At 69.0% G+C, this 19,574-nt stretch carries 20 protein-coding genes; 8 read left to right on the top strand and 12 right to left on the bottom strand.

Annotated elements, in window-relative coordinates:
* Positions 1-357 precede the first annotated feature (357 nt).
* Both ABN034_RS30970 and ABN034_RS30965 read left to right on the top strand, forming a co-directional pair.
* Positions 358-558: a cold-shock protein gene (locus tag ABN034_RS30970; RefSeq protein WP_349329684.1), complete on the top strand. Its 201-nt coding sequence runs from the start codon at positions 358-360 to the stop codon at positions 556-558.
* A gap of 260 nt (positions 559-818) precedes the next feature.
* Complete coding sequence (locus tag ABN034_RS30965) at positions 819-1,553, top strand: hypothetical protein (RefSeq protein WP_349694517.1); 735 nt, start codon at positions 819-821, stop codon at positions 1,551-1,553.
* 159 nt (positions 1,554-1,712) lie between these two features.
* On the opposite strand, the gene ABN034_RS30960 is transcribed toward ABN034_RS30965, so the two are convergent.
* Positions 1,713-2,144, bottom strand: coding sequence for a nitroreductase family deazaflavin-dependent oxidoreductase (locus ABN034_RS30960; RefSeq protein WP_349694516.1), 432 nt, complete (start codon positions 2,142-2,144; stop codon positions 1,713-1,715).
* Positions 2,145-2,400: 256 nt separating this feature from the next.
* Here ABN034_RS30960 and groL point away from each other — a divergent pair, with 256 nt between their 5' ends.
* The 3 genes from groL (at position 2,401) to ABN034_RS30945 (ending at position 5,966) form a co-directional block, all read left to right on the top strand.
* Positions 2,401-4,032, top strand: a complete 1,632-nt coding sequence (gene groL / locus ABN034_RS30955; RefSeq protein WP_349694515.1) for a chaperonin GroEL — start codon at positions 2,401-2,403, stop codon at positions 4,030-4,032.
* 255 nt (positions 4,033-4,287) lie between these two features.
* The gene (locus ABN034_RS30950) at positions 4,288-4,710 is read left to right on the top strand and encodes a hypothetical protein (protein ID WP_349694514.1); all 423 of its coding nucleotides are present in this window, start codon (positions 4,288-4,290) and stop codon (positions 4,708-4,710) included.
* 38 nt (positions 4,711-4,748) lie between these two features.
* The gene (locus ABN034_RS30945) at positions 4,749-5,966 is read left to right on the top strand and encodes a dipeptidase (protein ID WP_349694513.1); all 1,218 of its coding nucleotides are present in this window, start codon (positions 4,749-4,751) and stop codon (positions 5,964-5,966) included.
* Positions 5,967-5,988: 22 nt separating this feature from the next.
* On the opposite strand, the gene ABN034_RS30940 is transcribed toward ABN034_RS30945, so the two are convergent.
* From ABN034_RS30940 to ABN034_RS30910, 7 genes are all read right to left on the bottom strand, one after another.
* The gene (locus tag ABN034_RS30940; protein WP_349694512.1) at positions 5,989-6,405 is read right to left on the bottom strand and encodes a VOC family protein; all 417 of its coding nucleotides are present in this window, start codon (positions 6,403-6,405) and stop codon (positions 5,989-5,991) included.
* Positions 6,406-6,516: 111 nt separating this feature from the next.
* Positions 6,517-7,407 carry an amidohydrolase family protein gene (locus ABN034_RS30935; protein ID WP_349694511.1) on the bottom strand — a complete coding sequence of 297 codons (891 nt, stop codon included), beginning with the start codon at positions 7,405-7,407 and terminating at the stop codon, positions 6,517-6,519.
* Between the two features lie 13 nt (positions 7,408-7,420).
* Complete coding sequence (locus ABN034_RS30930) at positions 7,421-8,185, bottom strand: RraA family protein (RefSeq protein WP_349694510.1); 765 nt, start codon at positions 8,183-8,185, stop codon at positions 7,421-7,423.
* Positions 8,186-8,393: 208 nt separating this feature from the next.
* Positions 8,394-8,879 carry a helix-turn-helix transcriptional regulator gene (locus ABN034_RS30925; RefSeq protein WP_349694509.1) on the bottom strand — a complete coding sequence of 162 codons (486 nt, stop codon included), beginning with the start codon at positions 8,877-8,879 and terminating at the stop codon, positions 8,394-8,396.
* A gap of 52 nt (positions 8,880-8,931) precedes the next feature.
* Positions 8,932-9,339, bottom strand: coding sequence for a type II toxin-antitoxin system VapC family toxin (locus ABN034_RS30920; RefSeq protein WP_349329674.1), 408 nt, complete (start codon positions 9,337-9,339; stop codon positions 8,932-8,934).
* The gene (locus tag ABN034_RS30915; RefSeq protein ID WP_349694508.1) at positions 9,336-9,590 is read right to left on the bottom strand and encodes a type II toxin-antitoxin system VapB family antitoxin; all 255 of its coding nucleotides are present in this window, start codon (positions 9,588-9,590) and stop codon (positions 9,336-9,338) included. The genes ABN034_RS30920 and ABN034_RS30915 overlap by 4 nt, the downstream gene beginning before the upstream one ends.
* A 103-nt stretch (positions 9,591-9,693) precedes the next feature.
* On the bottom strand, positions 9,694-10,035 hold the full coding sequence (locus ABN034_RS30910) for a DUF8819 family protein (protein ID WP_349694507.1): 342 nt from the start codon (positions 10,033-10,035) through the stop codon (positions 9,694-9,696).
* Between the two features lie 27 nt (positions 10,036-10,062).
* Between ABN034_RS30910 and ABN034_RS30905 the strand changes: the two genes are divergently transcribed.
* On the top strand, positions 10,063-10,848 hold the full coding sequence (locus ABN034_RS30905; RefSeq protein WP_349694506.1) for a copper homeostasis protein CutC: 786 nt from the start codon (positions 10,063-10,065) through the stop codon (positions 10,846-10,848).
* Positions 10,849-10,879: 31 nt separating this feature from the next.
* Positions 10,880-11,140 (top strand): DUF4031 domain-containing protein, encoded by a 261-nt coding sequence (locus ABN034_RS30900; RefSeq protein ID WP_349694505.1) that lies wholly within the window; start codon positions 10,880-10,882, stop codon positions 11,138-11,140.
* Positions 11,141-11,375: 235 nt separating this feature from the next.
* On the opposite strand, the gene ABN034_RS30895 is transcribed toward ABN034_RS30900, so the two are convergent.
* The 4 genes from ABN034_RS30895 to ABN034_RS30880 form a co-directional block, all read right to left on the bottom strand.
* Positions 11,376-12,980 carry a beta-N-acetylhexosaminidase gene (locus ABN034_RS30895; RefSeq protein ID WP_349694504.1) on the bottom strand — a complete coding sequence of 535 codons (1,605 nt, stop codon included), beginning with the start codon at positions 12,978-12,980 and terminating at the stop codon, positions 11,376-11,378.
* Between the two features lie 552 nt (positions 12,981-13,532).
* Positions 13,533-14,162: an HD domain-containing protein gene (locus ABN034_RS30890; protein WP_349694503.1), complete on the bottom strand. Its 630-nt coding sequence runs from the start codon at positions 14,160-14,162 to the stop codon at positions 13,533-13,535.
* 31 nt (positions 14,163-14,193) lie between these two features.
* Positions 14,194-14,883 carry a maleylpyruvate isomerase N-terminal domain-containing protein gene (locus ABN034_RS30885; RefSeq protein ID WP_349694502.1) on the bottom strand — a complete coding sequence of 230 codons (690 nt, stop codon included), beginning with the start codon at positions 14,881-14,883 and terminating at the stop codon, positions 14,194-14,196.
* A 57-nt stretch (positions 14,884-14,940) separates the two neighbouring features.
* Positions 14,941-17,085 (bottom strand): HelD family protein, encoded by a 2,145-nt coding sequence (locus ABN034_RS30880; RefSeq protein ID WP_349694501.1) that lies wholly within the window; start codon positions 17,083-17,085, stop codon positions 14,941-14,943.
* A gap of 640 nt (positions 17,086-17,725) precedes the next feature.
* Between ABN034_RS30880 and ABN034_RS30875 the strand changes: the two genes are divergently transcribed.
* Positions 17,726-19,471 (top strand): glycoside hydrolase domain-containing protein, encoded by a 1,746-nt coding sequence (locus tag ABN034_RS30875; protein ID WP_349694500.1) that lies wholly within the window; start codon positions 17,726-17,728, stop codon positions 19,469-19,471.
* Positions 19,472-19,574 lie beyond the last annotated feature (103 nt).

Here is a 19,574-nt window from a genome sequence, read left to right as displayed (position 1 = left end):
GATGCGTGGTCGTATCGTCCCGCTGCACAGTTCGGCTGCACAGTTCGGCTGTCCGATCATCTGTCAAAGCCCTGTGTGTCATGGCTGTTTCGTCAGGCGGGAAACGCCCCGCTGTTCAAGGGCCTGGACCGGTCTCGGACTCAATGAGATCGACTTTCCATCTCCCCAATGGCCTGGGGGTTGGGCTATGGTCGGGCGTGGTCGGCATGATCGTGCGTAAGTCGCTCGACCGATTAGCGGTGGGAAACGGAAACGCGCGGATCGATCGCAACGCCTCCTCATGGGGACGGGTGCGGTATGGACGACCCAGGCCCGCGCCGGGCGGGTCTGCACCCGAACGGCCTTGAGGAGAAGGTCATGACGCAGGGCACCGTGAAGTGGTTCAACGCCGAGAAGGGCTACGGCTTCATCGCCGTAGACGGCGGGAATGACGTGTTCGTTCACTGGTCGAAGATCGAGATGGACGGTTACAAGTCACTCGCTGATGGCCAGTCGGTCGAGTTCGAAGCCGTCGAGGGTCCGAAAGGACTCGAGGCGCACGGAGTTCGACCCCTCTGAAACCGGCTCGAAACCGAGCCCTCGCGGCCCGGTCGCATCACCTGATTGGGGCCCGGACGGGCTAACCGTCCGGGCCTCAACTCTTCTTCGGGATTCCGCAACTTTTCGGCGGCTGCCCGGCCCGGTGAGCTGTCCGGAAGTTTTCAGGGCTGTGGACAACCAAAGCCGGACGCAGCTATCGCGCCCTACTCTTGCGAGCGTCACGTCGACTCCAGCTTGGGCCTTGCAGGCTCCGGAGCCTTGAAGAGAAGGGCCTGACGATGGCCGATTCAGCCGAGGACCGGCTCGCCGAACTGCGCGGTGAGAAAGCCCCGAAGGAGCCGCCTGCCACCATGGCGCAGGGTGCGGCCAACGATTCGGCGATGCCCACGTCCCTGCCCGCCGAGCAGACCCCGCTCGACGCCCTGGCGGTGGTGGGCGGGCAGCAGCTCGGGTTCGGATGTCTTCTTGCCCTTGGCTTCATGCTCGTGTTCTTCATCGGACTGATCAGCATCCTCGTGCTGGTGTTCTCCGCGGTGGAGCGGGACATCGTCGCGGTCGTCGTAGGGCTGTTCTTCCTGGGCATGTCAGTGGGCGTGGCGGTGGCGCTGGCGAAGTGGATTCGGCGCTGCCGGACCTGGTTGCGGGGAACGGTGCTCGTGGCCCGGGGCCCGTTCGGCACAAGCAGGTGTGACCTGGCCACGTCGGCGGTGAGCGTCGACTCGGCGGCGGAGACCAGGACCGTGTCGACCCACGGCCCCCACGGCACGTCCTCCACGACGGTCAGGACCGGCCGCCGCATTCCCTTCCTCGTCCTTCGTGAGGCCACGACCGGAAAGGTCGTACGCCTGATGCTCCGCGGCAGAGGTGGCAGGCTGCTTCCTCCCGACCAGCTGCGCCTGGTGGCGGCCGCGATCTCGACCGGTCCGCGGCCACAGCCGTACGACCAGCAGGCCCAGCAGATCGCCGCCGGCCTGCGGGCGCTCGCCGACGACCCGTTCAGCGGCCACCTCTAGATGAGGGTTTTGTCTGGTAGTGCCGGGTCCGCACACGACATCCCGCATCCCGGCTGGCGGGGTTCTCGCCCCACCAAATCGCCCCGCATGCTCGGACGAAGACCGCAATGAACCGGCGTCAGGCCGGTGTCAAGCCAGCCCGACTCCAATCGCTGAAGATCATGTCCGCTGCAGGATCACGACCGGAAAGTCACGGCCGCTCATCGATCGATACGTCTCGTAGTCCGGGAGCATCGACACCATCGTGGCCCACAGTGGCGGTTGCTCCTCGGCCGTCGCAAGGCGGGCGCAGGCGGTAAAAACTGGTTCCAAGCCGATCTGTATGCGTACCTCGGGATGCTCGAGCAGGTTGAGATACCACGCGGGGTACCCAGGAAGCCCACTGTTCGACGGCACCAGGAGATAGCGATCGCTGTCCTCGCCGTAGTACAAGACCGTACGCCGCCACTTGCCCGACCTGCGACCGCGAGTCGTCAACAGCAATGCCGGCAGGCCCAGCTGGTCTCCAGTACGCCCAGTGTCGAGGTAGTGGCGGGTGTGCTGAGCTACCCAGTCCACCGGGCTGTCCTGAGCCTCCTCCGCCTCGGACACGACGTTCCACCTCTCCCCAGCCGATCACCGCACGCCATGAGCACCGATGCTAGCTCCCGTGTTCGACCCCACCGGCAGGCCAGCCGCTTGCACTCTCCCCTGTCGAGTGCTAAACACGTGCTTAGCACTCGAAGGTCGCGAGTGACAATCCGCTGCAGGGCGGTTCGGCGAGGCCCCTGGCATGGTGAGGGGCCGTCCGTCGCGGGCGTCGGGCCGGCCACACGACATCCACCCGACTGGGGGAGGATCCAGCTAGATGCCCAAGATCATCGCGTTCAACGAGGACGCGCGACGCGGTCTCGAGCGGGGAATGAACTCGCTTGCCGATGCCGTCAAGGTGACCCTTGGTCCCAAGGGTCGCAACGTCGTCCTCGAGAAGAAGTGGGGCGCGCCGACGATCACCAACGACGGCGTCTCCATTGCCAAGGAGATCGAGCTCGAAGACCCGTGGGAGAAGATCGGGGCCGAGCTCGTCAAGGAAGTTGCCAAGAAGACCGATGACGTGGCCGGCGACGGCACGACCACCGCGACCGTCCTGGCGCAGGCGCTGGTCCGCGAGGGCCTTCGCAACGTCGCTGCCGGTGCCAACCCGATGGGCCTCAAGCGTGGTATCGAGGCAGCCGTCGAGCGGGTGACCGAGCAGCTCGCGCAGGCCGCGAAGGACGTCGAGACCAAGGAGCAGATCGCGTCCGTCGCGGCTGTCTCCGCCGGTGGCGACACCAGCGTCGGCGAGATCATCGCCGAGGCGATGGACAAGGTCGGCAAGGAAGGCGTCATCACCGTCGAGGAGAGCAACACCTTCGGCCTCGAGCTCGAGCTCACCGAGGGTATGCGCTTCGACAAGGGTTACATCTCGGCCTACTTCGCCACCGACATGGAGCGGATGGAGGCGACGCTGGACGACCCGTACGTCCTGATCGCCAACTCCAAGATCTCCGCCGTCAAGGACCTGCTCCCAATCCTGGAGAAGGTCATGCAGTCGGGCAAGCCGCTGCTGATCATCGCCGAGGACGTCGAGGGCGAGGCCCTGGCCACGCTCGTCGTCAACAAGATGCGCGGCACGTTCAAGTCGGTTGCCGTCAAGGCACCCGGCTTCGGCGACCGGCGCAAGGCCATGCTCGGTGACATCGCCATCCTCACCGGTGGCCAGGTCATCTCCGAGGAGGTCGGTCTCAAGCTCGAGAACGCCAGCCTCGACCTGCTCGGCCGGGCCCGCAAGGTCACGGTCACCAAGGACGAGACGACCATCGTCGAGGGCGCGGGCGACTCCGACCAGATCGCTGGCCGGGTCAACCAGATCCGTGCCGAGATCGAGAACAGTGACTCCGACTACGACCGCGAGAAGCTGCAGGAGCGGCTGGCGAAGCTCGCCGGCGGCGTTGCGGTGATCAAGGTCGGCGCCGCCACCGAGGTGGAGCTGAAGGAGCGCAAGCACCGGATCGAGGACGCCGTTCGCGCGGCGAAGGCCTCGGTGGAGGAGGGCATCGTCGCCGGTGGCGGCGTGGCGCTCGTCCAGGCCGGGATCAAGGCGTTCGACAAGCTCGACCTCGAGGGTGACGAGCTCACCGGAGCCAACATCGTCAAGGTGGCGCTGGAGGCTCCGCTCAAGCAGATCGCGATCAACGCGGGCCTCGAAGGCGGTGTGGTCGCGGAGAAGGTGCGCGGTCTGCCTGCCGGCCAGGGCCTGAACGCCGCGACCGGTGAGTACGTCGACATGCTCAAGGCCGGCGTGCCCGACCCGGCGAAGGTCGTTCGTTCCGCGCTGCAGAACGCTTCGTCCATCGCCGCCCTCTTCCTCACCACGGAAGCGGTCATCGCGGACAAGCCGGAGAAGGAGAAGGCACCGGCGGGCGGCGGTATGCCCGACGGTGGCGGCATGGACTTCTGAGTCCCACGCCCACCTTCGTACGTACGCACGACCAAGAAGGGGCGGTCCCGGAGCAATCCGGGACCGCCCCATCTTGTTTCCTTACGACGAACGAATCGTGCCGGTCTGTGTTCGGCGCATCGCCCTGTGGACAAACCGGACACGGACGGTTGCGACGGAATCCGCGTTCGACAAAGGACGCTGGCCACAGGCGACCGCGGACCTCGACGACGGGTCCGCACGGGACGGCACCAGTTCGAAGTGGAGCATGAACCGATGAAGTTCCAAGTCAAATCTCTCAGTTCGACCGCTCGACATCTCGCGCTCGCTGTGGGGGCGATCTTCATCGTGGGTGCTGCGGCTGCGCTGATTGCCTATGTCGCGCGCTTCGGGCTGGACCTTTTGTCTGCCTACGCGGCGCTCGTTGTGGCTCTGGCAGCTGGCATGCTCGTAGTGGGCGGATCTAGCGATCCGCGGCGCTGGCGCCTACTCGGAATCATCGCCATGCTCTTATGCTTCCTCAGCTTCGCGCCACTAAGTGTCGCTGCACTCTTCTTTGCCGAGAGCCCTAATGCGTACGCGCTCCTGATTATCGTCGGGTTACTGCTCATTCCGGCGGCGCCGTTTGTGGTGATGGTCGGGCGGCCGCGTCCAGAGTCCTCGACGGGTATCCAGGCCGAAGGGCGTCAGCAGGCGTAGCCCACCGTGTGTGCAGCCGTACGGAATGATGAGGCGGCATGGACACCAGCCTCGATCGGGCCAAGGCGTTGCTGGCCGCGAATCCGCTCGTCGACGGGCACAACGACCTTCCGATCGCGATGCGCCTGCATGCGGCGTACGACTTCGACCGGCTCGACATCGGTCAACCGGCTCCCGCGTTGCACACCGACATCCCTCGGTTGCGCGAGGGCCGTGTCGGGGCGCAGTTCTGGTCGGTCTATGTGCCGAGCCGGCTGCAGGGCGACCACGCGGTCTCGGCGACGCTCGAACAGATCGACGCGGTGTACGCGATGATCCACCGGTACGCCGACACGTTCGGGCTCGCGACCACCGCCGACGAGGTGGCGAAGGTCTTCGCGTCTGGTCGGGTCGCGTCCCTGATGGGCATGGAGGGCGGGCATTCGATCGACTGTTCGCTCGGGACGCTCCGGGCGATGTACGCGCTCGGCGTGCGCTACCTGACCCTCACCCACAACGACAACGTGCCGTGGGCTGACGCAGCGACCGACGAGCCGGCCCAGTGCGGGCGCGGGCTCTCTCCGTTCGGCGAGGAGGTCGTCCGCGAGATGAACCGGCTCGGCATGCTCGTCGACCTCTCCCACGTCTCGGCAGACACGATGCGCGCGGCGCTCCGGGTGAGCGAGGCGCCGGTGATCTTCTCGCACTCGTCGACCCGCGCCGTCTGTGACGTCCCGCGCAACGTGCCCGACGACGTGCTCGCTGCGTTGCCCGGCAACGGCGGCGTGTGCATGGTGACGTTCGTGCCCGACTTCGTCGCGCCGGCCTGTGCGCAGTGGCGCGCCGAGGCCGCCGAGGCGGCGTGGGCACAAGGGGTGAATCCGCGCGACCTGCAGGCGTTCTTTCCCTTCGCGGACGAGTGGAAGAAGGCCCACCCCAAGCCAGATGCGACGCTGGCTGACGTGGTGGCGCACGTCGAGCACGCCCGCGAGGTCGCCGGCATCGACCACATCGGGGTCGGCGGCGACTACGACGGGACCGACACGTTGCCCCTCGGGTTGGAGGACGTGTCCGGCTATCCGCGCCTGTTCGCCGCGCTGCTCGACCGTGGTTGGTCCGAAGCGGACCTGGTGAAACTCGCCGGTGCCAACGCGCTCCGGGTGCTGCGCGATGCCGAGGAGGTCGCCGCCGACCTGCAGCAGCGCCGCGGCCCGTCCCTCGCCACCTACGCCGACCTCGACGGCGACGCGAACGCCGTGGCCGGACGGGCGGTGTAGCCGCTCTGCGCCGCGCCAGGAGTCAGGTCGTCGTGCGCTGGGTGAGGCTGAACCAGTTGCCCGAGTCGTCGCGGAACAGCGCCTCGATGCCGTAGAACTGCTCCTCCGGCGGGCGGACGAACTCCACGCCCTTGGCCGAGAGTTCCTCGTACTCCTTCTGTACGTCGTCGGTCTCGAGAACGCCGGCACCGAACGTGTTCGAGTTGATCAGGTCGCGGAGGACCTCGACCTTCTCGGCCGTCAGGTGCGGACCTTCCGTCAGCGGCATGAGGACGATCTCGAGGTCCGGCTGGCCCTTGGGCCCGACCGTGAGCCAGCGCATGTTGTCGCCGAACGCCGCGTCCGTGCGGACCTCGAAGCCGAGCTTGTTGACGTAGAAGTCGTACGCCGAGTCCTGGTCGAGAACGAAGATGCTGGCGTGCGAGAGTCGCTTGATCATGCTGGCTGGTCCCTTCGGAAACGCGGTGCGGTGCGTCCATCGACACTAGGCCGCCGCCAGGGCGGGTCGCATCTCCGATCTTGCGCGCCGCGCCAGCGCCTCAGGCGAGCCTCACCTGCGAAGCCGGTACCAGCGGCGGGCGGTGCCCGCACGGACTTCGGCGAGATCATCCGGCGCGACACCGGTGCCCAGCGCGGCGAGGAGATCCGCCATCGTCTCCGCGTACGTACGCCGCACCATGATCACCGGCCAGTTGCTCGCCAGCATCAGCCGCCGAGGGCCGAACTGTTCGAGGGCCCGGCCCACGTAGCGGCCCAACCGCTCCGGCTGCCAGGCCGGCCAGCGGGTGAGGACGTCGATCCCGACCGAGAGTTTGAGCGCGACGTTGGGGTGCGACGCGAGGCGCGCGATCCCGGACGCCCACGGCTCCCATCCACCGGTGTCGAGCGGCGGTCGGGCGAGGTGGTCGGCGACGATCCGCAGGTCGGGCACGGCCTCGGCGATCGTGCACACATGGTCGACGTGGCCGGACGTGACCGGCACGATGTCCCAGGCGAGATCGCGCCGGGCCAGCTCCCGCAGGACCTCGATGGTCCGCGGCTCGACCAGCCAGTCGGCGGGATCGCGTCCGACGAGGTACCGGATCCCGCGTACGACCGGATGGCCGGCGAGTTCGTCCAGGGTCTTCACCGCCGCTGCCGGATCCCGCAGGGGCAGCCAGCCGACCACCCCCAGGACGGAGGGCGTCTGGGCGGCGTACTCCAGCAGGTAACGGTTCTCCGCCGGCACGTCGAGTGACTCCACCAGGACTGTCCCGGCCACCCCGGTCCGCTCGAGTTCGACCGCCAGGTCCGCCGGTTCGAAGTCGCGGGCGAGGGTGGGTAGTCCGGTGTCGCGCCAGTGCTGGTGGTGTTCGGGCGTACGCCAGAAATGGTGGTGCGCGTCGATGCTGCCCGCCGCGCTGGGCGGCGACTCCGGACTGGGCGCGCTTCCCGTCGTCATCGGCCGAGCCGGCTCAGGAAAGGCCGGCGTAGTAGGCCTCGACCGCCTCGACATCGGTGGTCGCGTCGGGCTCCCGTCCCAGCTTGTCGTAGATCTTCCGCCGGGCGTGCATGTCGGCGATCAGCACCGCCCGCGCGTGGACGGCGACCTCCTCGGCGATCTCCACGGGTACGACGATCACGCCGTCGTCGTCGGCGCCCACGATGTCGCCCGGGCGGACCTGTACGCCGCCGCACGCGATCGTGGTCTGGACCTCGACGACCTCGATCCGACCCGGGATGATCGGCCGGCCGCGCGCCGCCGCGCACACCGGCGTCTGCTGGAGGGCGATCTCGGCGGTGTCCCGGCAGTAGCCGTCGGTCACGATGCCCACGGCTCCGTTTGCCTGCGCGGAGAACGCGTTCGCCGAACCCCAGAAGCCCACTTCACGCGCGCCGCCGCCGTCGGTGACGAGCACGTGGCCGGGCGCCAGGCCGGAGGGCGAGGCGGGTCGGCCCACCTCGTTGAACCAGACGCTGTGCGCGGCCACGATGTCCTCGGTGGAGTTGAGCTTCCACATGGGACGGTTCGCGGGTACGCAGCGGATGGTCGCCGCCTCGCCCCAGAATTTCATGCCGAGCCAGAGCGGACGGACGTCGCGGTCCATCAGGCCGATGTCGAAGTAGCCGACGCCGTCCATGGCGTCGCAGACGTCGACGACTCGGAGATGCTTGTAGAGCTTGGCGAGTTCGGACGCTTGAGTGTCGGCGGTCGGAGTGTCTGCTGTGCCCGTGGACATTGCGAATCCTTTCGGCGCGGCGGCGGTACTCCAGGTCCCTCAGCAGGTTAGGTCGGACCGCATATTGTCTACAAGAGTCAATAGTCGAAGTACGCCGGCCTCATGGGGACAATGCATGGCGCCATCCGGTCTCTCGGCGCTCGGTCTCTCGGCGCTCGGTCTCTCGGCGCTCGGTCTCTCGGCGCCCGGTGGTCAGGGCATCCCGTGGTCAGGCGGCGTGGGTGCCGGGCCAACCGGCGGTGAAGCAGAGGGGTACGAACCGCGGGGTCGGCGGCGTCCAGAGCGCACTGCCGTCGCGGTGGTCGCCGGGTGTACGCCGGGAGGAGACGGGCGCCGGCACCGCGACCAGCATGGGGCGCACACCGTGGCGGTATGCGGACGGACTACGACCCACCAGCGCGGTGAAACGGCGCGAGAACGTCCCCGCGCTCTGGTAGCCCACCGCAAGGCAGACCTCCAGGACGCTCAGGTCCGTACCGGCGAGCAGGGCCTTCGCCCGGTCGACGCGTAGCCGGGTCACAAACTGGTGCGGCGTCTCGCCGAACGTCCGCGCGAAGCTGCGGTGGAAGTGGAAGGGCGACATGCAGGCGACCGCCGCCGCGTCCTCGAGCCGCACGCTGGTGAGCGCGGACGTACGAAGGAACTCCCGGGCCAGGTCGAGCCAGCCGGACCGGTCGCCGGGCCGTGCAGCCATGGCTGGACGCTAGCAGCAGAAAGGGACGCAGCGCCGGAGTCGACCGTGCCGGTCAGTCGCGATCACCTGCGAGCGCGTCCTTGACGTCGGTCTTGCTGAAGTCGTCACCGACGAAGAGCAGAGGCTCGTTCAGGTCTGTGGCAAGGGCGTAGGACATGCAGTCGCCGAAGTTCAGCCGGGCAGAGTTTCCGCGTCCCTTGCCGAAGTCGCGATACGCGGCCCGCGCGATCTGAGCCTGCCGCTCGGTGAGGGGCTCGATCCCGATGTCGAAGTCGGCGAGCAAGGTGTCCAACTGTCTGCTGGCAACCGGATCTCCCGAGCCGTCGATCACGATCGCCGCCTCGAGGTATCCAGCTGCTGAAAGCCGTCGATGGGAGGCGCCCAGGATCGCACGGGCGCATTCCCGGGCGGCTGGTTCGTCCCGAAGGATGGCGACCAGCGCGGACGTCTCAATAATCAACGTGGCAAGCCCTTCTCGTCGTAGAGGAGCTCGCCATGGTCGATACTTCTCCAGTAGGGATCGAGACGTTCGCCGATCGCGCGGCCCATCGCCAGGAGGCGTTCGACCTCGGGTGAGTCCTCGCGCTGGCGGACGCGCGCGAGACGTTCGCGGAGTGCCTCGGTCACGGCTTGGGTCATGGATTCGCCAGTGGCCTCGGCCAGCTCGCGAGCCAGCCGGTGGGCTTCTTCGTTCTTGATGTTGAGACTCACGGGTGGCCGCTCCCCTTTCCCTCGACCCAGGCGGCACCGTTCTACCTAGAACGAGGTAGCAGTCTACCATGCGGAGATCCGTCGAGATCGAACGGACCGATGATCACAGCTCGCCGAGGGGGGCGACGTCGATCCCGGAGCGCTCGCAGACCCAGTGCGGGTCGGGCCCCAGCTCGGGATTGATCCGCAGCTCGTGCGGGGCCACCTCGTCGCACGCCTTGCACAGCGGCCACCGGCCTATCTCGTCGAGCAGCGCGTCCTGGACGTCCTGGGCGAGCTGGCCGGCCACGTAGTCGGCGCCCTCGGGCCACTCGGACACCCACCAGCGACGCTCGGACAGCGCCTGTTCCAGGATCGAAACGCCACGCGGGTCGGCGACGCCACGGGCTTGGAGATCATGGAGTACCCGGGCGCGGGCTTTGATCAGCGGGTCGTCGTCGGTCACACAGATGATCCTGGCAGGCTTTGCGCCATGACGGTTCGAGGAGCTGGCGACGACGCGGGCGCGGGTCGAGCCACGAGGACGCGGCCCCTGCTCGAAGTCATCGCTCTCGGACCCGCCGACGCGGTGGCCGCCGAGGCAGGCGGAGCCGATCGGATCGAGGTGGTCGCGGCGATCGAAGCCGACGGACTCTCGCCCGAGCCTTCACTGGTGGAGAAGATTCGCCGTCGTACATCGATCCCGATGCGGGTGATGCTGCGGCTGAGCGACGGCTTCACGACGACGCCAGCCGAACTCACGCGGTTGCGTACCCTCGTGACGGACTACACGCGTGCCGGCGCCGACGGATTCGTTCTCGGGTTCCTGACCCCCACGCTCGACGTCGACGTGGCCGCCACCATGGTGGTGGTCGACGAACTGGCCGGGAGGCCGTGGACCTTCCACCGTGCCGTCGACCATGCCTTGGACGTCGAGCAGGCCTGGCGGGCGATTCGCGAGCTCCCTGGGCTGACCGAGGTGCTCACGGCCGGATCGGCACGTGGCGCGGACCACGGCGTCGATGACCTGATCCGGCTGGCCCGTGCGGATGTCTTCGCGGCTCGCCACCTCATGGCTGGCGGAGGGTTACGCGCCGAGCATGTGCCGTGGCTCGCGCAGGCGGGCGTCCGGGCGTTCCATGTCGGAAGTGCCGTACGCCCGGACAGGTCGTGGAAGGCGTACGTCGATGCGGGCTACGTACGCGCCTGGCGCACCCTGGTGGACGACGAGGTGAGTCGGGCGGTCGACGTCTCGAACCCCGACTCGGGGACCGCGTGAGAGCGGACCGTCGTACGGTGCGGGAGCGGGCGTGACGCTACTCATCGACCCGCCGGTCTGGCCCGCGCGGGGGCGGAGCTGGTCGCATCTGGTGAGTGACGTGTCGTTCGAGGAGCTGCACGAGTTCGCCCGGCGGATGGGCGTGCCGGAGCGGGGATTCCACCGCGACCACTACGACATCCCCGAGGAACGCTACGACGAGATCGTGGCCGCGGGCGCGCACCCGGTCACGAGCCGCGAGCTGGTGGCCCGGCTCGTGGCCGCGGGACTGCGCCGCCGCAAGCACCCCTGATCTGTTCGCTGTGTGAGGGACGCTTTGCTCCAACGGGTTCGTGTGTGAGGGGCGCCCTGAACGGCGCGCGCCACCGGCAAATGACCACGCTGAGCACGCCTGCGGTAGCCGGGACAGGTCTCGACACCCGTTCCAGATTCCGAACGCATGGGCAGCGTGGTCATTTGCAGGTCGCCCCGGCGGGATCGGCCAGCTCGCAACGCTGCATGTGCTGTGCAGCCCGAAGAGAGGTGCGTCAGTCGAGCGCGCGGTAGTTCACTCCGAGCGCGTCGAGCCGCTCGAGGTGTGGGCGAAGCCGCTCGGCGACGAAGACGTCGTACTCATCGATCTCGCCGGAGCCGTCCCGCCACACCGCCTCCGCGAACGCACACAGCCGGGGAAAGAGCATGTACTCCGCGTGCTCGGTCGTCGGCACGTACTCCGTCCAGAGCTGGGCCTGGGCGCCTAGCACGTGCGCGGCCGCCTCCGCGTCGAGCTCGCCGGGGATCGGCCGGTAGGCGTACACCTTCGCGAGGGGTAGGTGGCCGCCGATCGCGAGCGGTTCGGAGTCGTGGTCCTCGCTCTGGTAGTAGTCGAAGTAGACGTACTGGCACGGCGCCATCACGACGTCCAACCCACCACGAGCTGCCTCGATGCCGCCGGCCTCGCTGCGCCATGACATGACGACCACATCGTCGGGCAGTCGCGCCGGTCCACCCCCTTCGAGCACCTCGTCCCAACCGACGAACCGCCGCCCCTGGGCTGCCAGGTAGTCGGCCATCTGGCCGGTGAACCAGGCCTGCAACGCGTCCTCGGGGCTCCGGGTGTCGCCCCCAGGGTCGCCACTGCCGTCGGCACTGTCGTCGGCGAGGCCCAGCTCGGCGATGCGTCGTTGCGCGGACTCGCTCGCCTTCCACTCCGTCTTCGGGCACTCGTCGCCGCCGCAGTGGACGTACGGACTGGGAAACAGCCGCAGCACCTCCGCGAGGACGTCGCGGCAGAAGTCCAGCGTCGAGTCCTCGAGGTTGATCACCTGCTCGCTGATGCCCCAGCGCTTCCACACCTCCGCCGGCTTGAAGCCGTTCCCCAGCTCCGGATAGGCGGCGATGGCGGCGAGCATGTGGCCGGGCATGTCGATCTCGGGGACGACGGTGATGAAGCGTTCGGCTGCGTACGCCACGATCTCGCGAACGTCCTCGGCGGTGTAGAAACCGCCGTGCGGTGTGCCGTCGAAGGTGTACTCGCTCTCCGGCCGGTGCGCGTGTCCGACGAGGGTCTCGGGACGCCACGCGCCGACCTCGGTGAGCCTGGGGTACTTCTCGACCGCGAGTCGCCAGCCCTGGTCCTCGGTGAGGTGCAGGTGCAGGACATTGAGCTTGTGGAGGGCGAGCAGGTCGATCAGCTCGAGGACGAACGCCTTCGGCATGAAGTGCCGGGCGACGTCGAGCATGGTGCCGCGCCAGCCGAACCGCGGCCGGTCGGTGATGCTGACGGCGGGGACCTCCCACGTGCGGTCGACGCGGGATGACGAGAAGGCGTCGGCCGGCAGCAGCTGCCGCAGCGACTGGACGCCGTAGAACACGCCGGCCGCATCGCCCCCGATGATCTCGATCCCGTCGGAGGTGACGGTGAGGGAGTACGCCTCGGGGCCGTGGCGCGCCGCGTCAACCGTCAGGGTGATTCCGGCTGCGGAGGCCGGGTCGCTCGGCGGCCCCCACGTGAATCCGGTGGCGGGTCCGAGCGCGCGGCGGAGCGCGTCCGCCGCCGGTCCCGACGCATCGTCGGCCCGAAGGGTGGTGGCGTTGGTCAGGGTGTAGGCGCCGTCGCGGCGCTCGAGGTGCTGAGGCTGAGGCAGGATCACGGGCCGCCAGCCTAGTGCCCGAATCTGCGCACCAACAGGTCGTTCAGGTCAATTCTGAGCAACCGAGGTCCCATAGGTGCTGATCCTCGACGCCTGGCCGATGATCAACCCGCCTAGCATGGTCGCCGCGGAGTGCGGAGTGCGGAGTGCGCCGTGGTGGACGGAGGGTCGCGATGCCGGCAGTGACACCGCGGGGCGGCAGGCGACGCGGGTGTCTCGCCCTTCTCGGGTTCATGATCGGTTTTCCGGTCACGATGGTCGCCTTGATCGGCCTCTACGTCGGCGTGGAGCAACGGCTGGCGGTCGACGATCCCGTCACCTGCGGCGACGATCCGATGCCTCGGAACGGATACGTCTGTCTGAACGGTGGCGACACCTACGACAACATCGTCAAGGAGCGGCACGAGGACTACGAGCGAAGCCCGTACATGATCGCGATCTCGGCAGGCGTTGTCCTGGTCGCCGCCCCCTGGCGGTGTGGTCCCTACGCGTCCTCAGGTCCACCGACTTCTGAACGCCACTCCACGGCCGGCACCGTTCGTTCGCTGCCGGTCAGCTCCGGAGCAGGAGGAGCTCGGCGCGGAGGTTGTGACGGGCTCGCGCCTCCCAGGTCGTACGCCCGAGCGGCGTGTGGAACAGCTCGTCGTACGCCAGCAACCGCTCGAGGACCTCCGCCCGACCGCGCCGGAACGCCTCGTCGTCGACGTGGGCGTACTCGGCCCGGACATCCGCGACGTACTCCGCGTACCGCTCCGGTCTCTCCGCCAACACGCCCAGGTCCGCGTCGGACAGGACGGCACCGTCGGCGTCGCCCGCGCCCGGGTCGTGGCTGGCGGTCAGCCGGACCAGCCGGGCCACCGCCGCGACGCGGGACGAGGGCACACCGCCCACGGGCAGCAGCTCAGCGGCCAGGCGTGCGGACTCCTCCTCGTTGTCGGCCCGGTGCGGGTCGTAGATCGCGTCGTGGAACCACGCGGCCAGGCGGACGGCGTCGGCATCGTCGGCGTACGCGGCGAGCCGGTCGATCCGGTCCAGCACCTCCGCCAGATGGCGCAGGTCGTGGTAGCGCCGGTGCGGCTCGGCGTACCGCCCCACCAGCCCGCGTCCCACCTCCGGTGCGTCGGGCACCAGGACCGACCACCGGGCGAGCAGCGCCTCTGCCGCCGGGTCTTGCTCGCTCATCACGTCATCCCTACCCTTGGGCGCGAACCGCTCACCCCACGAGGGGAAAGCGGGTGGCGGTGGCGCCGAGAGCGCGGCGTTCGGAAGTGGTGAGCGGCGTGCGGCCGGTGCCCTTGAGCACCCAGGTCAGGTCGTCCCACGGCGGGCGTTGCGCGGTGTCGCCGAGGAGCTGGTCGAGGACGCGGACGGTGAGCTCCAACGCTCCGGGACGAGGCTCGGGCTTGCCGGGCAGCTCCAGCAGCAGGTCGAGATGGTGCACGGTCGCCTCGACCGCGAGCGTTCCCAGGAAGTCGGTCACCGTGAACGCACGACCCTGACTGGCGACGACCTCCGAGCCGGGCAGTGCCGAGGCGGTGGTGAGCACGGCGGCCGCGGTCTGCTGCCACTGGCCGGCCAGCTGCTGCGGGTCTGCGTAGGCAGCCGTCGCCACGCGGACGAACCGCGCGTGCGCCCCGGCCACTCTCTCGTCGCGGTGGCTGGACCAGTCGCGCCAGTACGTCAGGTAGTCGGTGGTCGCTGCTTTCCTTGTCGGCGTACCGAACGCCACCAGGGCCCGCTGCGCGTCGAGCAGGAGATGGAAGAGCACATCGCCCACCGCCCAGCCGGCGCAACGACTCGGGCGCACGTAGTCGGTGTCCTCCAGCGAGCCGACGAGACGCGAGAGCTCGGAGTAGGCGTCGGTGAGCGCGGCCGTCGCGACGCGGTGATGCAGCTTGTCCATGGCGGCAACGCTAACGAGATCACGGGACCACCAGCGCGGCGGACCTGCGCGAAACGATCAGCCCGACAGTGGAGCGGGGAGCGGTTCGGCGTGGACGATCTGGAGGGAGGTGACCGCCCGGGTGAGGCAGACGTAGAGTCGGCGCAGGCCCGTCACCTCGTCGTGTTCGGCGGCGACGATCGCGGCTGGTTCGAGGACCACCACGTGGTCGAACTCGAGCCCCTTGACCAGCGACGCCGGTACGACGTCGAGGTGGGCGTCGACGTCGTCCGTGTCGCCCAGCACGGCGTAGGAGATTCCGGCGGCGTCGAGGGCGGAACGAACGGCACGGATGCGGGCGTCAGGCACCACGAGGCCGACGGAGCCGGGCCGGTCGAGTGCCGTCCGCACGCCGTCGAGCGCGGCCGGCAGCACTTTCGCGGCCTGGTTGATGACGAGATCGCCGCTGGTACGCCGGACCGACGACGGCGGCGCAAGGGTCGGAGCGATGTGCGGAAGGAGCCGGGCGGCGAACTCGATCACCGACGCCGGCACCCGGAAACCCTTCGTCAGTTCCTCGACGTGGGCGCCGGACTTGCCGAGATGCGTGAGCGCGTCGGTCCAGTCGCGGGTCGCCCACGGCGTCGTTGCCTGCGCGAGGTCGCCCAGCACGGTCGCCGAGCCGGTGCTGCAGCGCCGCCCGACCGCCCGCAGCTGCATCGGCGACAGGTCCTGCGCCTCGTCGAGGACGACGTGCCCCAGGCTCGGCGTGCGTTCGATCAGGTCGGCGGCTTCGTCGACGAGCACGGCGTCGGCGAGTGACCATCGGGCGGACCCGGCAGAGCGCGGCGGGGTCGGCCAGCGGAGGAGCACCTGCTCGGCCACGTCGAGCTGGCCGTCGGCGTGCTCGGCGAGGAACTCCGGTTCCGACAGCAGCCGGAACACCAGCTTGGCCGGGTCGACGGCCGGCCAGAGTTCGTCGGCGTACGCCTTGACCGGTCGGCTGCGCGCCACCGACGCCTGCACCCGATCGTCGGGGGAGTCGCCGTCGGCCTCCATGCGGAGCAGGATCGCGTGGGCAAGCCGTTGCGGCAGGATCGCGCGGCCGGCGCCGTAGCGGACACCACGGGCGCGGATGCCGGCGAGGATCTCGCTCACTTCGTACGCCGGAACGCGGAATCGTCGGGCGCCCCTGGGCACCACGAGGCCCTCGCTGGGTTCCTTCACATGGGACCACACGGCGCGGCGGAGGATCTCCGCCATCCGGGCGTCGCCCTTGAGGGTCGCGATGTGGGGTGGGTCGGTGCCGCGGATCTTCGTCCGGCCGACCAGCTCGGCCAGCGTGCTCTGCCGGGCGTCGATCTCGCCGAGGGCGGGCAGGACGTCGCCGATGTAGCGCAGGAACGAGTCGTTCGGTCCGACGACGAGGACGCCCTGCCGGCGCAGCTGGTCGCGGTGGGCGTAGAGCAGGAACGCGGCGCGGTGCAGGCCGACCGCCGTCTTGCCGGTGCCGGGTGCGCCCTGGACGCAGACCGTGCCGGAGAGGTCGGCCCGGACGATGTCGTCCTGCTCGGGCTGGATCGTCGCCACGATGTCGCGCATCGGGCCGACGCGGGGTCGTTCGATCTCGGCCTCGAGGATCCGGCTGCCGAGAGCCGTGCCGACGCCATCGGCGACATCCGTGGCGGGCGGGTCGGTGAGGTGCTCGTCCTCGTACGCCGTCAACGAGCCGTGCGCGAACCCGAACCGCCGGCGCAGCTCGACGCCGAGCGGATCCCGGCGGGTGGCGCGGTAGAAAGGTCGCGACACGCTCGCGCGCCAGTCGACCACCATCGGGTCGCCGTCCTCGTCGCTCACGTGCCGGCGACCGATGTAGAAGCGCTCGGCCAGGCCGGCCGTCGGTTCCTCGTCCACGGGACGTGCGTCGACGCCGTAGTCGAGACGGCCGAAGAAGAGCGGCGTGTTCGGGTCGTCGGCAAGCGCCTTCGCCCGGTGATAGAGGGTCGCCTTGAGGTACTCGGTGGAGACGGCGTTGCCGCCCTGCGCCTCGAGAGACTCGGTGCGCTCTCGCATCTGGCGTAACGCGGAGCGGGACTCGGCGAGGTGGCGGCGTTCGGCGGCGAGCGCGGGATCCGCGGACTCGTGGATGGGCGTGGGGTCGGAGGGTAGGCCGGCGGGTGCGGCCGCCGTATCCGGTGGCTGGGTCGCCTCGTGGGTGGGCATGGCGGGTCTCCGCTTCGATGACGTCCGAGTGTGTCGGTGTCCGGGCGCGACGCGACGGCCCAGCCGGACGTAGGGGTGTCGGTCGACGGAGCCGAAGGGGGTGATGGGCGGAAAGGGCCAGATACGTTAACACGCCGTTCCGAAGTTCTCGACCGATTTATGTGGTGCCCGGCGAGAGCCCGTCGACAATCCCATCGACAGCCGTGATCAATCTTCCGGAACGGATGAGCATCCAGCTGTCCGTTGGGTATTTCCGTTGGGCCGAATTTCCGTGCAGGGGCCCTGGATATTGCCAGGCGAATTCGTACGGGATGAAGGAATAACACACCTGTGCTTACGGAATGCCGGCCATGCGTAAAGGATGCCGAGGTGATGCTTGTGTGACGTTCGATTGCGTTCACCGCCGCTCTGCTCGGGTGAGAAAGCGCGGTTGGTGACGCGATGGATTACAGGAGAGGCGCATCCAACCGTGTTCGGATCACGTGCCGGCCGCCGGTCGAAATGGCGGAGCCGAAAACTGTCAGTCGTTGTCGCGGGAAGTGCGTGTGCGATTGTCGCGTCACCGGTATTCATGCTCGGGCCAGGGACAGCTGACGCACTCCCCGCTGTTTCCAGTGAAGACCTGGGAGACACCAAGGCGGTGACCTATCGCGGGCTCCGGCTCGACGTGCCGTCCAGCTGGGCCGTCCACGACCTGGAGGCCCGCCCGCGAACCTGCGTACGGTTCGACGTTCCGGCGCTCTATCTCGGCACTCCAGGTGCGGACCAGGACTGCCCACATCGCGCGGTCGGCCGGTCCGACGGGCTGCTCGTCGCGCCGGCCACGGGCGGCGAGCCCGACGGAACCCTGGCGGTCGGCGCCGCCCCGGCACCGGCTGGCACCGCGCCCACCGCGGGGAATGCACCGGCAGGTGCGGGCGCGGCATCCGTCGACACCACGCCGACTTCGACCGCGAGCGAGGAGACCACCCACGCACTCGCGGGCATCGGGCTGGCCGTGACCGCGGCCTACGGCGGAAGCCCGGAGGTGGTGACCGCGATCCTCGAGCGAGTCCAGTACACCGGGCCCGAACGGACGACACCCACCGGCGAGTCGGCAGACCTGTCGGCGACGTCCGGGCCCGCCGGGTCGTCACCGGCGCCGATGTTCTCCGACCCCACCCGCATCGGGTCCGGCGCCAACACTCCGCGCCATCTCGGTCGTGGCTTCGACACGTGCACCGCACCCTCTCTCACGACCATGAGGGCCTGGCTGGCGTCGCCGTACCGCACGGTCGGCATCTACATCGGCGGGGTCAACCGGGCATGCCCGGACGGCAACCTGTCGGCCTCCTGGGTGCGGTCGAGCGCCCGGCTCGGGTGGCAGATGCTGCCCATCTACGTCGGGCGCCAGGCGCCGTGTGCCTTTCAGGACGACCTCGGCCCGATCCGGCCCACCAACGTCGCCCAGCAGGGCGCCGCCGCCGCGGTGGACGCCACACGCCGGGCGCAACGGTTCGGACTGTACGGCGGAAGCACGATCTACTTCGACCTGGAGGCCTACGACACCGGCAACACCGGTTGCCGCCGGACCGTCATGCAGTTCCTCCACGCCTGGACCACGCAGTTGCACGACAGCGGCTACCTGTCCGGTGTCTACTCCAGCGCGGCGTCGGGGATCCGGGACCTCTCCGATGCGTACGGGTCGTCGTCGTTCGCGCGTCCGGACGCCATCTGGACCGCGCGCTGGGACGGTCGGGCGTCCGTGTGGGGTGAGCCGCACGTCCCTGACAGCCAGTGGGGTACGCACCAGCGGCTCAAGCAGTACCGCGGCGGGCACAACGAGACCTGGGGTGGTCGCCGGCTCAACATCGACAGCAACATGGTCGACGGGCCGCTCGGCTCTGTGAGGTACCAGTACGCGGTCACGTCCCGGATCGGGTTGCGGGCACGGTCCGGCCCTGGGACGTCGTACCCCATGGTGGGTGTCTGGGCTCCCGGTGCGAGCCTCGATCTCGTCTGCCAGGCCATCGGCACCGAGGTCGGGACGACGCGGGTCTGGGACAAGCTGTTGAACGGCAGTTACGTGAGCGACCTGCACGTCTCGACGGCGAGCCAACGCGGCATGTCGCCGCCGGTGCCCCTGTGCAGGTACCCGTATCCGGTGTCGACGAGCGTGCTGAGGGTCCGGTCCGGGGCCGGGACCTCGTACCCGGCGGTCGGGGTGATCCGGACCGGTGGTCTGGCGTACATCACCTGCCAACAGGCCGGGAGCCAGGTGGGACCCGGCGCGGTGTGGAACCAGCTGGACTCCGGCGGTTGGGTGGCGGATGCGTACGTCCTCACGCCCGGGCGGCCCGGCTACAGCCGACCCATCCCGCGCTGCGCCGCTCCGGACCCCCGCTGACTGCTCGGCCTTGGAGGAGGGCACCTGCGCCAACGTGGCTTTGGAGGAGAGGGCCTCTGCGCCAACGTGGCTTTGGATGAGGGGGCCCCCGCGCCAACGCGGC

Origin of the sequence: Actinopolymorpha sp. B11F2, from assembly GCF_040195635.1 — a bacterium.
Taxonomy (GTDB): Bacteria; Actinomycetota; Actinomycetes; order Propionibacteriales; family Actinopolymorphaceae; genus Thermasporomyces.
The sequence above is the reverse complement of the archived record's forward strand: the minus strand, read 5'-3'. Positions and strand labels throughout refer to the sequence as shown.

Bases quoted from the DNA above. Each gene is read 5' to 3' on its own strand.
- ABN034_RS30970 (WP_349329684.1), top strand. From the start codon at position 358: ATGACGCAGGGCACCGTGAAGTGGTTCAACGCCGAGAAGGGCTACGGC.
- ABN034_RS30965 (WP_349694517.1), top strand. From the start codon at position 819: ATGGCCGATTCAGCCGAGGACCGGCTCGCCGAACTGCGCGGTGAGAAA.
- groL (WP_349694515.1), top strand. From the start codon at position 2,401: ATGCCCAAGATCATCGCGTTCAACGAGGACGCGCGACGCGGTCTCGAG.
- ABN034_RS30950 (WP_349694514.1), top strand. From the start codon at position 4,288: ATGAAGTTCCAAGTCAAATCTCTCAGTTCGACCGCTCGACATCTCGCG.
- ABN034_RS30945 (WP_349694513.1), top strand. From the start codon at position 4,749: ATGGACACCAGCCTCGATCGGGCCAAGGCGTTGCTGGCCGCGAATCCG.
- ABN034_RS30940 (WP_349694512.1), bottom strand. From the start codon at position 6,405: ATGATCAAGCGACTCTCGCACGCCAGCATCTTCGTTCTCGACCAGGAC.
- ABN034_RS30935 (WP_349694511.1), bottom strand. From the start codon at position 7,407: ATGACGACGGGAAGCGCGCCCAGTCCGGAGTCGCCGCCCAGCGCGGCG.
- ABN034_RS30930 (WP_349694510.1), bottom strand. From the start codon at position 8,185: ATGTCCACGGGCACAGCAGACACTCCGACCGCCGACACTCAAGCGTCC.
- ABN034_RS30925 (WP_349694509.1), bottom strand. From the start codon at position 8,879: ATGGCTGCACGGCCCGGCGACCGGTCCGGCTGGCTCGACCTGGCCCGG.
- ABN034_RS30905 (WP_349694506.1), top strand. From the start codon at position 10,063: ATGACGGTTCGAGGAGCTGGCGACGACGCGGGCGCGGGTCGAGCCACG.
- ABN034_RS30890 (WP_349694503.1), bottom strand. From the start codon at position 14,162: ATGAGCGAGCAAGACCCGGCGGCAGAGGCGCTGCTCGCCCGGTGGTCG.
- ABN034_RS30885 (WP_349694502.1), bottom strand. From the start codon at position 14,883: ATGGACAAGCTGCATCACCGCGTCGCGACGGCCGCGCTCACCGACGCC.
- ABN034_RS30880 (WP_349694501.1), bottom strand. From the start codon at position 17,085: ATGCCCACCCACGAGGCGACCCAGCCACCGGATACGGCGGCCGCACCC.